Source organism: Streptococcus milleri, from assembly GCF_900636525.1.
Taxonomy (GTDB): Bacteria; Bacillota; Bacilli; order Lactobacillales; family Streptococcaceae; genus Streptococcus; species Streptococcus hominis.
Genome location: NZ_LR134288.1, coordinates 162,953 through 179,727 on the forward strand (window position 1 = coordinate 162,953; position 16,775 = coordinate 179,727).

General features: G+C 41.2%; 12 protein-coding genes. 10 read left to right on the forward strand and 2 right to left on the reverse strand.

Going from position 1 to position 16,775, the window contains the following annotated elements; translation table 11 throughout:
- Positions 1–140: 140 nt before the first annotated feature.
- From EL087_RS00895 to EL087_RS00930, 8 genes are all read left to right on the forward strand, one after another.
- On the forward strand, positions 141–1,175 hold the full coding sequence (locus EL087_RS00895) for a S66 family peptidase (protein WP_126406192.1): 1,035 nt from the start codon (positions 141–143) through the stop codon (positions 1,173–1,175).
- A gap of 93 nt (positions 1,176–1,268) precedes the next feature.
- Positions 1,269–1,712 (forward strand): dUTP diphosphatase, encoded by a 444-nt coding sequence (locus EL087_RS00900; RefSeq protein ID WP_126406194.1) that lies wholly within the window; start codon positions 1,269–1,271, stop codon positions 1,710–1,712.
- Positions 1,693–3,090, forward strand: a complete 1,398-nt coding sequence (gene radA / locus EL087_RS00905) for a DNA repair protein RadA (protein WP_126408110.1) — start codon at positions 1,693–1,695, stop codon at positions 3,088–3,090. Before EL087_RS00900 ends, radA begins: the two co-directional genes overlap by 20 nt.
- 237 nt (positions 3,091–3,327) lie before the next feature.
- A complete protein-coding gene (gene gltX / locus EL087_RS00910) occupies positions 3,328–4,785 on the forward strand; it encodes a glutamate--tRNA ligase (protein WP_126406196.1) in 1,458 nt (485 codons plus the stop codon).
- Positions 4,786–4,898: 113 nt separating this feature from the next.
- A complete protein-coding gene (dapD, locus tag EL087_RS00915) occupies positions 4,899–5,597 on the forward strand; it encodes a 2,3,4,5-tetrahydropyridine-2,6-dicarboxylate N-acetyltransferase (RefSeq protein ID WP_003039207.1) in 699 nt (232 codons plus the stop codon).
- Between the two features lie 12 nt (positions 5,598–5,609).
- On the forward strand, positions 5,610–6,740 hold the full coding sequence (locus EL087_RS00920; protein WP_126406199.1) for an N-acetyldiaminopimelate deacetylase: 1,131 nt from the start codon (positions 5,610–5,612) through the stop codon (positions 6,738–6,740).
- A 44-nt stretch (positions 6,741–6,784) separates the two neighbouring features.
- The gene (locus EL087_RS00925; protein ID WP_126406202.1) at positions 6,785–7,312 is read left to right on the forward strand and encodes a 5-formyltetrahydrofolate cyclo-ligase; all 528 of its coding nucleotides are present in this window, start codon (positions 6,785–6,787) and stop codon (positions 7,310–7,312) included.
- Positions 7,305–7,985 (forward strand): rhomboid family intramembrane serine protease, encoded by a 681-nt coding sequence (locus EL087_RS00930; protein ID WP_003039281.1) that lies wholly within the window; start codon positions 7,305–7,307, stop codon positions 7,983–7,985. Before EL087_RS00925 ends, EL087_RS00930 begins: the two co-directional genes overlap by 8 nt.
- Before the next feature lie 57 nt (positions 7,986–8,042).
- Here EL087_RS00930 and EL087_RS00935 read toward each other — a convergent pair whose 3' ends face one another.
- Positions 8,043–8,879 carry a putative RNA methyltransferase gene (locus EL087_RS00935; protein WP_126406205.1) on the reverse strand — a complete coding sequence of 279 codons (837 nt, stop codon included), beginning with the start codon at positions 8,877–8,879 and terminating at the stop codon, positions 8,043–8,045.
- 245 nt (positions 8,880–9,124) lie between these two features.
- Complete coding sequence (tyrS, locus tag EL087_RS00945) at positions 9,125–10,381, reverse strand: tyrosine--tRNA ligase (RefSeq protein ID WP_126406212.1); 1,257 nt, start codon at positions 10,379–10,381, stop codon at positions 9,125–9,127.
- 182 nt (positions 10,382–10,563) lie between these two features.
- Between tyrS and pbp1b the strand changes: the two genes are divergently transcribed.
- Both pbp1b and rpoB read left to right on the forward strand, forming a co-directional pair.
- Entirely contained in the window at positions 10,564–12,903 is a 2,340-nt protein-coding gene (pbp1b, locus tag EL087_RS00950) for a penicillin-binding protein PBP1B (RefSeq protein ID WP_126406215.1), read from the forward strand.
- Positions 12,904–13,200: 297 nt separating this feature from the next.
- On the forward strand, positions 13,201–16,767 hold the full coding sequence (gene rpoB / locus EL087_RS00955) for a DNA-directed RNA polymerase subunit beta (protein ID WP_126406219.1): 3,567 nt from the start codon (positions 13,201–13,203) through the stop codon (positions 16,765–16,767).
- Positions 16,768–16,775 lie beyond the last annotated feature (8 nt).

Sequence of the window (16,775 nt, forward strand, 5' to 3'; positions counted from 1 at the left end):
AGTGAGTACTCTCTCCCGTCGGAGATTTCTTCACTACTAATCTTAGTATGTTTTGTTTTGTGAATATTGGCCATTTAGCATTTTAGTTGATTGTATTTTGTGATATAATGATTCAAATTATCAGTAAGGGAGGAGATTAGATGATAAAGACGGTTGGAATCGTTAGTCTATCAAGTGGGATTATAGGAGAAAATTTCGTTAGACATGAGGTTGAGCTGGGATTGAAGCGCTTGAAAGACTTGGGACTTGAAGTGACGTTTTTAGAGCACGCACAAAGAGGAATGGATTATCTGAAAGACCATCCTGAATCGAGAGCGCAAGATTTGATTCAAGCTTTTGAAGATCCTTCAATTGATATGATTTTATGTGCTATTGGTGGAGATGATACGTATCGATTGCTACCCTATTTGTTTGAAGATAACCAATTAAAAAAGGTTGTGAATCAGAAAGTATTTTTAGGCTTTTCAGACACTACTATGAATCACCTCATGCTCCATAAGTTGGGAGTGAAGACTTTTTATGGACAATCTTTTCTTGCTGATGTTTGTGAGTTAGAGGAAGAAATGCTGCCTTATACGCTTTCATATTTTAAAGAACTGATTGGAACAGGGACTATCTCTGAAATCAGACCGAGCAATGTCTGGTATGATGAGAGGATGGATTTTAGTGAAAAAGCCTTAGGAACGAAGCGGACTCGCCATGAAAATCAGAGATTTGAATTGCTGAAAGGAAAAGCAACATTTGAAGGGGAAATTTTAGGAGGCTGTTTAGAGTCGCTCTATCAGATATTTGATAATACAAGACATGAGGATACGATTGAACTGTGTGCTCACTATCAGCTCTTTCCCAGTCTTTCAGAGTGGAAAGGAAAAATTCTTTTGTTAGAAACCAGTGAGGAAAAACCAGAACCAATTTTATATCGAAAAATGCTAGAAGCCTTAAAGGCGACAGGGATTTTTTCTGTTTTAAATGGTGTACTTGTTGGAAAGCCAATGGATGAAACTTACTATGATGAGTACAAGCAAATTCTGCTGGATGTCATTGATACGGATATTCCTATTTTGTATAATTTAAATGTTGGACATGCTACCCCAAGAGCAATTGTTCCTTTTGGGATGAAAGCTGAGGTGGATGCCAACGAGCAAGTCATTCGATTTTTGAATGAATTGAAATAACTTAAAAAGTGCAGGTTGAAGGATGACCTGCATTTTGCGTGTTTTTTACGAATTTAGTATAATAGGGGAAGCAAAAGTAGAAAAGAGAAAAAGATGCGAATTCGTGGTTTTGAGCTTGTTTCAAGCTTTACAAATGAAAATTTACTGCCAAAGCGTGAGACGACTCATGCGGCTGGTTATGACTTAAAAGTGGCAGAACGCACAGTAATTGCGCCCAAAGAGATTAAATTGGTGCCAACAGGTGTCAAGGCCTATATGCAGGCTGGTGAGGTGCTTTATCTTTATGATCGTTCATCTAATCCACGTAAAAAAGGATTGGTGTTGATTAACTCTGTGGGCGTTATTGACGGGGATTACTATGGCAATCCGGGAAATGAAGGGCACATTTTTGCGCAAATGCAGAACATTACAGATCAAGAAGTGGTTTTAGAAGAAGAAGATCGTATCGTTCAAGCTGTCTTTGCACCATTTTTGCTTACTGATAATGATGAAGCAGACGGTGTACGGACAGGTGGTTTTGGAAGTACTGGGCATTAAGAAAGAGGAATCTATCATAGCCAATAAAAAAGCGACATTTGTTTGTCAAAATTGTGAATATCATTCCCCCAAATATCTAGGGCGCTGCCCTAACTGTGGGGCTTGGTCTTCTTTTGTGGAAGAGATCGAAGTTGCAGAGGTTAAGAATGCGCGTGTTTCTCTGACAGGTGAAAAAAGTCGACCGATGAAGTTAGCGGAGGTGACTTCTATCAATGTCAACCGTACCAAGACAGATATGGATGAATTTAATCGCGTCTTGGGCGGCGGTGTGGTGCCAGGAAGTTTAGTTCTAATCGGAGGAGATCCCGGCATTGGGAAATCTACCCTTTTATTGCAGGTTTCGACCCAACTCTCTCACAAGGGAACAGCATTGTATGTCAGTGGGGAAGAGTCAGCCGAGCAGATTAAGCTGCGCGCGGAACGTTTAGGCGATATTGACAGTGAATTTTATCTCTATGCGGAGACCAATATGCAGAGTATTCGTGCTGAGATTGAAAAAATCAAACCAGATTTTTTGATTATAGATTCCATTCAGACGATTCTATCGCCAGAAATTTCCAGCGTGCAAGGGTCGGTTTCGCAAGTGCGAGAAGTGACAGCGGAGCTGATGCAGCTGGCAAAAACCAACAATATTGCCACCTTTATTGTCGGACATATGACCAAGGAAGGTACCTTGGCTGGACCTAGAACTTTGGAACATATGGTGGATGCGGTACTTTATTTTGAGGGTGAGCGGCAGCATACTTTTCGTATTTTGCGGGCGGTCAAAAACCGCTTCGGCTCCACGAATGAAATCGGTATTTTTGAAATGCAGTCAGGTGGTCTGGTTGAAGTACTCAATCCTAGCCAGGTTTTCTTAGAGGAGCGTTTAGATGGGGCGACAGGCTCTTCTATCGTGGTGACTATGGAGGGGACGCGTCCAATCCTTGCGGAAGTGCAGGCTTTGGTGACGCCGACCATGTTTGGCAATGCCAAGCGGACAACGACAGGATTGGATTTCAATCGTGCTAGTCTGATTATGGCTGTTTTGGAAAAGCGAGCAGGGTTATTATTGCAAAATCAAGATGCCTACCTCAAGTCAGCAGGCGGTGTCAAATTAGATGAGCCAGCTATTGACTTAGCTGTTGCCGTTGCAATTGCTTCGAGTTATAAAGATTTGCCAACGAATCCACAAGAATGTTTTATTGGTGAAATCGGTCTGACGGGTGAAATCCGCCGTGTCAATCGCATTGAGCAGCGCATCAATGAAGCTGCTAAGCTGGGCTTCACCAAAGTTTACGCTCCTAAAAACTCTCTGAACGGATTGAACATTCCCGAAACTATTGAAGTTATTGGTGTAACAACGATTGGTGAAGTATTGAAGAAGGTGTTTGGGTAAATTAGTGTAACTGAGCATTGAATTGATAGGTGAGCCAGACAACGGACTCTACATTGCTAAGGAATTCTGTATCGAAAGTTTTCCTTTCGCCCACCTTCTGTAAATGATTGGAAGAATAATAAAGTTTCATCGTTTCTGTTATTTCTTTTCGACAACTATGTGGTATAATAGTAACGTTTGAAATAAAAACAGGTTTTTCCTGTTGAAAATATAAGATAAAAATTAGGAGACATACAATTGGCGAATCAAATTCGTGTGCGTTATGCACCAAGTCCAACGGGACTGTTACACATCGGAAATGCGCGGACTGCGCTCTTTAATTATCTTTACGCTCGTCACTACGGCGGAACTTTTATCATTCGGATTGAAGATACTGACCGTAAACGTCATGTGGAAGACGGGGAGCGTTCGCAGTTGGAAAATCTGCGTTGGTTAGGAATTGATTGGGATGAGAGTCCAGAAACGCATGAAAAATATCGCCAATCTGAACGCTTGGACATTTACCAAGGTTATATCAATGAGTTACTTGAAAAAGGCTTGGCTTACAAGTCATACGTGACGGAGGAAGAGTTGGCAACAGAGCGTGAACGTCAGGAAGCTGCTGGAGAAACACCTCGTTACATCAATGAATATCTGGGAATGTCTGAAGATGAAAAAGCGGCTTATATCGCAGAACGTGAAGCTAAAGGAATCGTTCCAACAGTCCGTCTTGCAGTCAATGAATCTGGTATTTACAAGTGGAACGATCTTGTCAAAGGTGAGATTGAATTTGAAGGTGGTAACATCGGTGGTGACTGGGTTATCCAGAAAAAAGACGGTTATCCAACTTATAATTTTGCGGTTGTGGTGGATGACCACCTGATGAAAATTTCTCACGTTATCCGTGGAGATGACCACATTGCTAATACACCTAAGCAGCTCATGGTATATGAAGCACTTGGTTGGGAAGCGCCACAATTTGGTCACATGACCTTGATTATCAACTCTGAAACGGGTAAGAAATTGTCCAAACGTGATACAAACACCCTTCAATTTATCGAGGATTACCGTAAGAAAGGCTACTTGCCTGAAGCTGTTTTTAACTTTATCGCTCTGCTTGGCTGGAATCCTGGCGGTGAAAATGAAATCTTCTCTCGCGAAGAATTGATCCAACTCTTTGATGAACATCGTCTCAGCAAGTCACCAGCAGCTTTTGACCAAAAGAAATTAGACTGGATGAGTAATGAATACATTAAAAATGCGGATTTTGAAACCATTTTTGATATGGCGAAACCTTACTTGGAAGCGGCTGGTCGTTTGACTAACAAAGCTGAAAAATTGGTTGAACTTTACAAACCACAAATGAAGTCTGTAGATGAAATCGTACCGCTCACAGACCTTTTCTTTGAAGATTTTCCAGAGCTAACGGCAGAAGAAAAAGAGTTTATGGCAGGCGAAACAGTACCAACTGTTTTGAAAGCATTCAAAGAAAAATTGGAAGCTATGAGTGATGAAGACTTCAAGTCAGAAAATATCTTCCCACAAATCAAGGCAGTGCAAAAAGAAACGGGTATCAAAGGCAAAAATCTCTTTATGCCAATTCGTATTGCTGTTTCAGGCGAAATGCACGGTCCAGAATTACCAGACACCATTTACCTGCTTGGACGTGAAAAATCTATTGAGCACATCGAAAATATGTTGAAAAACATCCAATAAATTTAACGAAAACATCACATGTGTTAAGCTTGTGGTGTTTTTGCTTTATATGATGAAATGCTTGATTTTATGTTATAATAACTCTTAATACTAAATCGAAGTGAGGAATGCTTATGCCAGCTACTAAAATGACCGCACAGGAAATTATTCAGTTTATAGCGGATGCTAAGAAAAAGACAAATGTAAAAGTGACTTTTGAAGGAAAATTAGCGGGCGAAGTGCCGGATTCTGTTGTCAAATTGGGCAATGTTCTCTTTGGTGACTGGGAGGAAATTAAACCTCTTTTGGTTAACCTAGAAGAGAATAAAACCTATGTGGTGGAGCAGGATGCTCGAAATTCTGCCGTGCCGCTGTTAGACAAGCGCGAGGTCAATGCTCGGATTGAGCCAGGAGCTATTATCCGTGATCAGGTGGAAATCGGTGATAATGCTGTGATTATGATGGGAGCTGTTATCAATATCGGAGCTGAAATTGGTGCTGGAACGATGATTGATATGGGAGCCGTTTTAGGTGGTCGAGCTATTGTTGGAAAAAACAGTCATGTGGGTGCTGGGGCTGTTCTTGCCGGTGTTATTGAGCCAGCCAGTGCTGAGCCAGTTCGCGTGGGAGATAATGTTTTGATTGGAGCCAATGCTGTCGTTATTGAAGGAGTGCAGATTGGCAATGGTTCTGTCGTCGCTGCAGGGGCTATTGTGACGACAGATGTGCCAGAAAATGTTGTTGTAGCTGGTGTGCCAGCGCGTGTGATTAAGAAAATTGATGAACAAACCCAGCAGAAAACAGCATTGGAAGACGCTCTTCGGACACTTTAAAGAGGGAAATGTATGATTGATTATCAAAAAATTCGCCGAGACTTGCATCAAATTCCGGAAATTGGGCTGGAAGAGTATAAGACTCATGCCTATCTGATGAGAATAATTGATGAGTTGACTGCTGGCTTGGATTTTGTTGAGATTCGGACCTGGCGTACGGGAATTTTGGTCTTTGTCAAAGGCAGTACACCTGCTAAGACGATTGGCTGGCGGACAGATATTGACGGTTTGCCGATTGTTGAGGAGACAGGGTTTGCCTTTGCTAGTCAACATGAGGGACGTATGCATGCCTGTGGGCATGATATGCACATGACAATCGCTCTGGGTTTGTTGGAGCAACTAACTACTGAGCAGCCTAAGAATAATCTACTTTTTCTTTTCCAGCCAGCTGAGGAAAATGAAGCTGGAGGTATGCTGATGTATGAAGATGGAGCCTTTGGCGATTGGTTGCCAGATGAATTTTATGGGCTTCATGTGCGACCTGACCTCAAGGTAGGAGATATTGCTACGAATACTAGTACACTCTTTGCAGGGACTTGTGAAGTTAAATTAACTTTTAAGGGCAAGGGTGGTCATGCTGCATTTCCACATAATGCTAATGATGCTTTGGTAGCAGCTAGCTATTTTATCACTCAGGTTCAGACCATTGTGAGTCGCAATGTAGATCCGATTGAAGGAGCTGTCGTCACCTTTGGTGAATTCCATGCTGGAACAACGAATAATGTGATTTCTGAAACTGCCTTTCTGCACGGAACCATTCGAACATTGACGCAGGAGATGAATTTGCTCACTCAAAAACGCTTGCGGGAAATCGCTGAAGGAGTAGTGCAGTCTTTTGGTGTAGAGCTTGAGTTGGAGCTGAAACAAGGTGGTTATCTTCCTGTGGAAAATCATCCTGAATTAGCTGCTCAATGTATGAACTTTTTCCAAAAAGAAAGTGACGTGCACATGATTGATATTTCACCCGCAATGACCGGTGAGGACTTTGGTTATCTGCTCAGTAAAGTCAAGGGTGTGATGTTCTGGTTGGGAATTGATAGTCCTTACGCGCTTCATCATCCTAAAATGGCGCCAGATGAAGCAGCCTTGCCTTTTGCCATTGAAAAATTTGGGAAGTTTTTAAGTGCAAAAGTTAATGAATAACGGGCTGGGAATGTTGATAATATTTCTGATCGAGGAGAAGATAAATGAAGGCAGATTTGCGCAAAACTATAGTCAGGAAAATGAAAGAGCAGGAATTGATAGTAAAACAGCAGAGAGATGCTTTGCTCACTCAGTACTTGCTGGAATCTTCTGCTTATCAACAAGCTAGAACAGTTGCGACTTATTTATCTTTGCCACACGAGTTTGACACAAGGCTTTTCATCAGGCAGGCTCAAGCAGATGGCAAGCGGTTTTTGGTCCCTAAGACTTATCCCCAAGGGCGCATGATTTTTGTGGATTATAATCCAAATGACTTGGAATTGACTGCTTTTGGTATCTGGGAACCAAGAAGTGAACGAGCGGTGGAAAAATTTCATATTGATTTGATTCATGTTCCGGGTATTGCTTTTAACAAAAAAGGCTATCGTATTGGCTATGGAGGCGGCTATTATGACCGCTATTTGGCTGATTTTAAAGGGATGACAGTCAGTACAATTTATCCTTACCAGTTAGTTGATTTTCAACCAGATGATTGTGATATTCCCGTTCAGGAGGTATTGATTTGTGAATAAAATTTATGATAAACGTTATCCAGTGACGAGCTTATTATTGCTTATCACGACAGGAGTTTTCCTAGCAATGTTTCTGTTGCGTGGTTTTGCTTATGCTAGTACCCAAACGATTTACGAATTTGGAGCGATGAATGGTCGAACGATTCAATATTTCCCAAGCCAGATTTGGCGCTTAGTATCGGCGATTTTTGTTCATATCGGCTTGGAGCATTTTGTGATGAATATGATTACGCTGTATTTTATCGGACGACAAGCCGAGGACATTTTTGGCTCGTGGAATTTTCTGTTTCTTTACTTGATGTCTGGCATTTTAGGAAATGTATTTGTCTTCTTTTTCACTCCAAATGTTGTGGCGGCAGGTGCCTCTACATCTTTGTTTGGGATTTTTGGCGCTATTATTACTTTGCGCTATGCAGTTCGCAATCCCTATATTCAGCAACTCGGTCAGTCATACCTAGTTCTTCTAGTTATGAACTTGGTGTTGAGCTTGACACCGGGAATTAGTCTGGCAGGTCACTTAGGTGGTGCAGTCGGGGGCGCTTTGTGTGCGGTTATTTTTCCAGTTCGAGGGGAAAGAAGAGCTTATCAAGTGGGACAACGGTTATTGGCGTTGATTGCTTATGTTGTTTTAGCTTTGGGAATGATTTGGTTAGCTTTTAATCGAAGCATATAAAAATAGGTTAGATAGACTGCTGTATCTCGCAGCAATCTGTTTTCACCTCTTTTTGCTTTATATTTGTTGACCAACTAAAATCTTTGCAGCAATCGTGATGTCAGTTAATGGTGACCAATCTATTTTATCAATGTCAATATTAAAAAGAAGCGGTGTCATGTGAAGAAGTGCCGCTTTCTCATTTTCTCTCAAGCTGAAAGTGGCTGCAACGTCATAAGAATTCGTAATGGTAAAGGCTTCTTCAAAATGCTCAATGATTTTGTGATTGGAATAATTTGTGTTTGTTAATTGCTCGGCAACGATACTACGAATTTCTTGCAAGTGTTGGCTGCTAGGAATAACCTTAATGAGCAAGCCGTTTTTCTGCAAGACACGCTGAAATTCTTGGTAATTGGCGGGAGAGAAGATGTCTAAAATCACATCCATGCTAGTATCTTGAATAGGGATGTGCGCCAGATCTCCAACAAACCAATTTACCGCCAGACTGTGGTCACTTTTGGCTGCTAGTTGAATAGACTCTTTTGATAAATCGAATGCATAGATATGTTTATCTGGCAATTGTGCTTGCAAATTTCGAGCATAATAACCCTCTCCGCAGCCAATGTCCAGCAGATTGTCGTGTTGTGGTAAAGATGATAAAATTTCTAGTAATTTCTTCAAAATTGGTTGGTAAAATCCTGCTTCGAGAATCAATTTTCGATTTTGAAAGTTGGATTTATCGTAGTCTTTTGATTGCTTTACTTGTGGAGCCAAGTTGACATAGCCGAGTTTTGCCAGATCAAAGGAATGCTTATTTTTGCATTTGAGACTATTTTCTGATAAAAACAAGGCTTGCTGGCAAAAAGGGCAAGCAAAGAAAGTAGCTGTTTCAAAGCGTTTAAGTTTGGGATTCATGCGTTTTCTCTTTCATCAATTTCTGTGTCTAGTGTAACATGTGAGAAATGCTTTGGCAAGCAGATAAAGAAAGGGACATTTAAAATGAACCACACTTTTAAAGCGGTTGGAGCTAAAACAAGCACTATGGTAATATGCTTTTTGCTAAGTGAGAATGAAAAGAAGCTGGAGCGAAAAGTCTCTAGCTTCAAAGTATATAGCGCAATAAACCAACGATGTAGTAGTTGATTGCTCTCTTTCCTATTTTAGTAAGTCAAAACAAAATATTTTTTCTTACCACGACGAATAACGGTGAGTTCGTTTTCCAATTTGTCAGCGTCAGTTAATGTATAGTCAAGGTCTTGAATGCGATCGCCATTGACATAAATAGCACCGTTTTGGACATCTTCACGCGCTTGGCGTTTAGAATTGACAACGCCAGCCGTTACCAAAAGTTCTACGATATTGAGATTGTCATCTGCGTTCACTTGATAATTTGGCACACCACGGAGACCTTGTTTCAGCTCTTTGACAGAAAGATTTTTGATATTTCCGGCAAAAAGCTGCTCGGTGATATTGAGTGCTTCTTTGTAGGCTTTTTCACCGTGCACGAGTGTAATGACTTCTCGTGCTAAGATTTTTTGTGCCAAACGTTCATGTGGAGCTGCTTCAAATTGTTTTCTGATTTCTTCGATTTCATCAAGTGGAAGAAGTGTAAAGATTTTTAGGAAACGTACGGCATCAGCGTCCATGACATTCATCCAGAATTGATACATTTCGTAAGGGCTGGTTTTATCGGCATTGAGCCATACAGCATTGCCTTCTGACTTACCAAATTTCTTACCAGTTGCGTCTGTGATAAGAGGCACTGTAATAACATGACCTGTTTTATCTGCTTTGCGGCGAAGTAATTCTGTACCAGCAGTCATATTGCCCCATTGATCAGAACCGCCGATTTGCAAAGTGACACCGTATTGTCGATTTAGCTCAAAAAAGTCATAGCCTTGCATGATTTGGTAAGCGAACTCAGTATAAGAAATCCCTGTTTCAATTCGTTTTTTTACGGACTCTTTACTCATCATGTAGTTGACGGTGAAATATTTTCCAACATCGCGTAGAAAATCAATAAAGCTAATATCGGAGAACCAGTCGTAGTTGTTGACCATTTCAGCCTTGTTGTCGCCATTTTCAAAATCAAGAAAACGAGATACTTGCGCTTGAATGCTTCGTACCCAGCCCTCAACGGTGTCTTTTGTTTGTAAACTCCGCTCTGTATCTTTAAATGATGGATCGCCAATTAAGCCAGTTGCACCGCCGACGAGAGCGTAGGGTTTGTGACCTGCCAACTGTAAATGTTTCATGACAAGGATTGGTACAAGATGACCGAGGTGCAGGCTGTCAGCTGTTGGATCGTAGCCAGAATAAAAACTAACATTTCCTTCCGCTAGGGCTTTGCGCAACGCTTCTTCGTCAGTTGTTTGAAAAACCAAACCACGTTCTTTTAACTCATCAAAAATGTGCATATCTGTCTCTCCTTTATAAAATTTCTAGTTATTGTAACATTGTATCACAAACAGCCATTAGAATGTAGTGAAATTGCAAAAATAATTTAAAAAAACAATGATTCCAGCCAAGGATTGCCTTTCCTGTTGTCAGAAGTTTCATAAATTTGCTATAATAGGCAGAGAAAGTTCAAGGAGAAAGAATGAGTAAACAAGTTTTTGAAAAGATCAAACGATTGTTTGAAAAACTTTTTCAAACGAATCGTCCTAGCAAAAATGAAAAAGAAAGCTGGACAATTTGGAGTATTGGTGGGACTGTCCTTCGTACTCTAAAGTTATTGTCAAATATCTTTTTTGTGCTTGTTTTTTTAGGTTGCTTGTTTGGTGGAGGTATTGCATTAGGTTATGGTGCTAGAATCTTTAACAACGTTGAAACTCCTAAAAAAGAAGAGCTCATTAAAAAAATTCAAGATATTTCAACTATTTCTGAATTAAAATATGCTGACGGCAGCTCCATTTCAGCCATTGATAGTGATTTATTGCGAGTGCCAATTAAGAGTAAAGATATTTCTGACAATGTGAAAAAAGCGGTCATTGCGACAGAAGATGAGAATTTTAGGAAGCACAATGGGGTTGTCACAAAAGCTGTTTTGCGGGCGACGCTAGGCTCTGTTGCAGGGATTGGTTCCTCAAGTGGAGGTTCTACCTTAACTCAACAGTTAATCAAGCAACAAGTTGTTGGTGATGCACCAACTTTCAAGCGTAAAGCGACAGAAATCATTGATGCGCTGGCTTTAGAACGCTACATGAGCAAAGACGATATTTTAACGACTTATTTGAATGTGGCACCGTTTGGGAGAAATAACAAAGGGCAAAATATCGCTGGTGTGGAAGAAGCGGCACAAGGAATTTTTGGAGTTTCTGCCAGCAAATTGACAATTCCTCAAGCAGCTTTTATTGCTGGTTTACCACAAAGTCCAATTGTTTACTCTCCTTATGCAGCTGACGGTAGCCTGAAAAGTGCTAAAGATATGACTTTTGGTCTCAATCGTGCGAAAAATGTTATTTACAATATGTACCGGACAGGTGCGATTAGTAAAGACGAGTACCAATTGTATAAAGATTATGATTTAAAACGAGACTTTTTACCAAGTGATACGACTTCGACAAGAACACATGATTATCTATATTACGTTGCTATGAAAGAAGCTCAAAAAGCAATGTATGATTACTTAATCAAACGTGACAATGTTTCACAGCAAGAGTTGAAAAATGATGCAACGGTGAAAGCCTACAGAGAACTAGCTACGAAAGAGTTGAGCGAAGGTGGCTATACTGTCACCACAACCATTAATAAGAATGTGCATAATGCAATGCAAAATGCAATAGCTAATTTTGGTAGTGTCTTAGATGATGGAACAGGTGCAGTCGAAGCTGGAAATGTCCTCATGGATAATCGTACAGGAGCTATTTTGGGGTTTGTGGGAGGACGTGATTATGCTTCTAACCAGAACAACCATGCATTTGATACAGAGCGCTCACCAGGTTCAACCATTAAGCCGATTTTAGCCTATGGTATTGCCATAGACCAAGGGCTTATGGGAAGTGCCAGCATGTTGTCTAACTACCCTGCAAATTTCTCTAGCGGCGAACCCATTATGCACGTAGATAGCCGTGGTACAGCCATGATGGATTTGCAGGAGGCTTTAAATACTTCTTGGAACATTCCAGCTTATTGGACTTATAAATTGCTTCGTGACAAAGGAGTTAATGTCCAAGGGTACATGGAGAAAATGGGCTATCAAATTGAAAATTACGATATTGAAAGTCTGCCAATGGGAGGAGGTGTTGAAGTATCTGTCGCCCAACACACCAATGGTTTCCAAACTTTAGCCAATAATGGGGCATACCAAGAGCGCTATATGATTGAAAAGATTACGACAAAAAACGGGAAAGTTGTCTATGAACACAAAGCAAAACCTGTTCAGGTTTACTCTAAGGCAACAGCGACGATTATGCAAAGTCTTATGCGTGGGGTATTGAGTTCGGGTGCTACGACGACCTTCAAATCTCGTTTAACGCAGATCAATAGCGGTTTAGCTAGTGCTGATTGGATTGGGAAAACGGGTACGACTAACAGCAATGGTGACATGTGGCTCATGGTATCCACTCCTAAATTAACGTTGGGTGGCTGGATTGGTCATGACAATAATGCTTCAATGGCACCTTTGACGGGTTACAACAACAATGCTCAGTATATGGCTCAACTAGTAAATGCAATTTATCAAGCCGACCCAAGTCTCTGGGGAGTTGGTGACAAGTTCAATCTAGATTCTAGTGTCATTAAGTCCAATGTTCTTAAAGCAACAGGTGAACGAGCTGGCACAGTAACAGTCAATGGTCGCAGTATGAACCTGGCCGGACAGACAGTTACTAGCTATTGGGCGAAAAACGGTGCTCCGATGACCACCTATAAATTTGGAATCGGCGGAACAGACAGTGATTATCAAAAAGCTTGGGCAGCACTTTTAGGCGGACGCTAAATAAAGGTAAATAAAAACATTTTCATAAGTAAAAAACTTGAAAAGCAGAGTTAAATAAGGTATAATATTGCTAATAATTTGTCGTCTGCTTTATTTGAAATATTGTCCATATAAAGCTTACAGCAGTTAAATCATACTTTCAGAGTCAGATTTAGCTGCTCTTTTTGTGCCTATTTTTGGGATTTTTATTGTTTGTCATTAAAACTTAAAGATTCTGAAAATTACTCAAAAAGGACAAATGAAAATTGCTACTCTATCATGTAATAGAGAATGTAGAAAGAAGAAGGAGTAAAAAACTTGGCAGGACATGAAGTTCAATACGGGAAACACCGTACTCGTCGTAGTTTTTCAAGAATCAAGGAAGTTCTTGATTTACCAAATTTGATTGAAATCCAAACGGATTCGTTCAAAGATTTTCTTGACCATGGTTTGAAAGAAGTATTTGAAGATGTACTTCCTATCTCAAACTTTACAGATACAATGGAGCTAGAGTTTGTTGGTTATGAAATCAAAGAATCCAAATATACCTTAGAGGAAGCACGTATCCATGATGCCAGCTATTCAGCACCTATTTTTGTGACTTTCCGTTTGATTAACAAAGAAACTGGTGAAATCAAGACCCAAGAAGTGTTCTTTGGCGATTTCCCAATCATGACCGAAATGGGGACCTTCATTATCAATGGTGGTGAGCGGATTATCGTATCACAGCTCGTTCGTTCTCCGGGTGTTTACTTCAACGATAAAGTAGACAAAAATGGTAAAGTTGGTTATGGTTCAACTGTCATTCCTAACCGTGGAGCTTGGTTAGAGCTGGAAACAGACTCAAAAGATATTGCTTATACTCGGATTGACCGTACTCGTAAGATTCCATTTACAACGCTTGTTCGTGCACTTGGTTTCTCTGGTGATGATGAAATCTTTGATATTTTCGGTGATAGCGATCTCGTTCGCAACACGATTGAAAAGGATATTCATAAAAATCCAATGGATTCACGTACGGATGAAGCGCTTAAAGAAATCTATGAACGTCTTCGTCCAGGTGAGCCTAAAACAGCTGATAGCTCACGTAGTCTATTGGTCGCTCGTTTCTTTGATCCACATCGTTACGACTTGGCGGCAGTTGGTCGTTATAAAATCAATAAAAAATTAAACATTAAAACACGTTTGTTAAATCAAACAATTGCAGAGCCTTTGGTAGATCCAGAAACAGGTGAAATCTTGGTTGAAGCTGGAACTGTTATGACACGTAGTGTCATTGATAGCATTGCAGAATACTTGGACGGTGATTTGAATAAAATTACTTATATTCCAAATGATGCAGCTGTATTGACGGATCCAGTCGTTCTTCAAAAATTCAAAGTGGTGGCGCCAACTGATCCAGATCGTGTGGTAACTATTATTGGTAATGCTAACCCAGGTGATCGAGTTCATACGATTACGCCAGCAGATATTTTGGCTGAGATGAATTACTTCTTGAACCTCGCTGAAGGGCTGGGTCGTGTGGATGATATTGACCACTTGGGAAATCGTCGGATTCGTGCCGTTGGTGAATTGCTTGCTAACCAAGTACGTCTTGGATTGTCTCGTATGGAGCGTAATGTTCGCGAGCGCATGAGTGTGCAAGATAATGAAGTGTTGACACCGCAACAAATCATTAACATCCGCCCAGTCACAGCGGCGATTAAAGAATTCTTTGGTTCCTCTCAATTGTCTCAATTTATGGATCAACATAACCCACTGTCTGAATTGTCTCACAAACGTCGTTTGTCAGCCTTGGGACCTGGTGGTTTGACTCGTGACCGTGCTGGATATGAAGTGCGTGACGTGCACTACACCCACTATGGACGTATGTGTCCGATTGAAACACCTGAAGGACCAAACATTGGTTTGATCAATAACTTGTCTTCTTATGGTCATTTGAATAAATATGGTTTTATCCAAACGCCTTACCGTAAAGTGAATCGTGAAACAGGTCTGGTCACTAATGAAATCGTTTGGTTGACAGCGGATGAAGAAGATGAATTTATCGTAGCGCAAGCAAATTCTAAATTAACAGAAGATGGTCGTTTTGCAGAAGCGATTGTCATGGGACGTCACCAAGGGAACAACCAAGAATTTCCTTCAGATCAAGTAGACTTCATGGATGTATCGCCTAAGCAGGTAGTTGCGGTTGCGACGGCTTGTATTCCTTTCCTTGAAAACGACGACTCAAACCGTGCTCTCATGGGTGCCAACATGCAACGTCAGGCGGTACCGTTGATTGATCCGCATGCACCATACGTTGGTACGGGAATGGAATACCAAGCAGCTCATGACTCTGGTGCTGCGATTATTGCCCAACACGACGGTAAAGTTGTGTATTCTGATGCAGCCAAAGTTGAAGTTCGCCGTGAAGACGGTTCACTTGATGTCTATCATATTACGAAATTCCGCCGTTCTAACTCAGGTACTTCTTACAACCAACGCACGCTGGTAAAAGTTGGCGATACAGTTGAAAAAGGTGACTTTATCGCAGACGGACCTTCTATGGAAAAAGGTGAAATGGCACTTGGCCAAAATCCAATCGTTGCTTATATGACATGGGAAGGTTACAACTTTGAAGATGCCGTTATCATGAGCGAACGTCTAGTAAAAGATGACGTTTATACCTCTGTTCACTTGGAAGAATTTGAATCAGAAACACGTGATACAAAGCTTGGACCTGAAGAAATTACGCGCGAAATTCCAAATGTTGGGGAAGATGCTTTGAGAGACCTTGACGAAATGGGAATTATCCGCATTGGTGCTGAGGTAAAAGAAGGCGACATTCTTGTCGGTAAAGTAACACCGAAAGGTGAAAAAGACTTATCTGCTGAAGAACGCCTGCTTCATGCAATCTTCGGTGATAAATCTCGTGAAGTACGTGATACCTCCCTTCGTGTACCACATGGTGGTGCAGGTGTTGTCCGTGATGTGAAGATCTTTACTCGTGCGAACGGCGATGAATTGCAATCCGGTGTCAACATGTTGGTGCGTGTTTACATCGCTCAAAAACGGAAAATCCGAGTTGGAGATAAGATGGCCGGACGCCACGGAAATAAAGGGGTTGTTTCTCGTATCGTTCCAGTTGAAGACATGCCTTATCTTCCAGACGGAACACCAGTTGACATCATGTTGAACCCACTTGGGGTGCCATCCCGTATGAATATCGGACAAGTTATGGAACTGCACCTTGGTATGGCTGCTCTCAACCTTGGTATTCACATTGCAACGCCAGTCTTTGACGGGGCTAGCTCAGATGATCTTTGGGAAACCGTTCGTGAAGCTGGCATGGATAGTGACGCCAAGACGATTCTTTATGATGGACGTACTGGTGAGCCATTTGATAACCGTGTATCCGTTGGTGTCATGTATATGATTAAACTTCACCACATGGTTGATGACAAGCTCCATGCCCGTTCAGTTGGTCCTTATTCAACCGTTACGCAACAACCTCTTGGTGGTAAAGCGCAGTTCGGTGGACAACGTTTTGGAGAAATGGAAGTTTGGGCTCTTGAAGCCTACGGTGCTTCTAACGTCCTTCAAGAAATCTTGACTTACAAGTCAGATGATATCAATGGTCGTTTGAGAGCTTATGAAGCCATTACCAAAGGTAAGCCAATTCCAAAACCAGGTGTTCCAGAATCCTTCCGTGTCCTTGTGAAAGAATTGCAATCACTTGGTCTTGACATGCGTGTCCTTGATGAAGACGACAATGAAGTCGAACTTCGTGACTTGGATGAAGGTATGGATGATGATGTGATTCATGTAGACGATCTTGAAAAAGCACGTGAAAAAGCAGCGCAAGAAGCAAAAGCCGCTTTTGATGCTGAAGGGAAAGAATAAGAACTGAT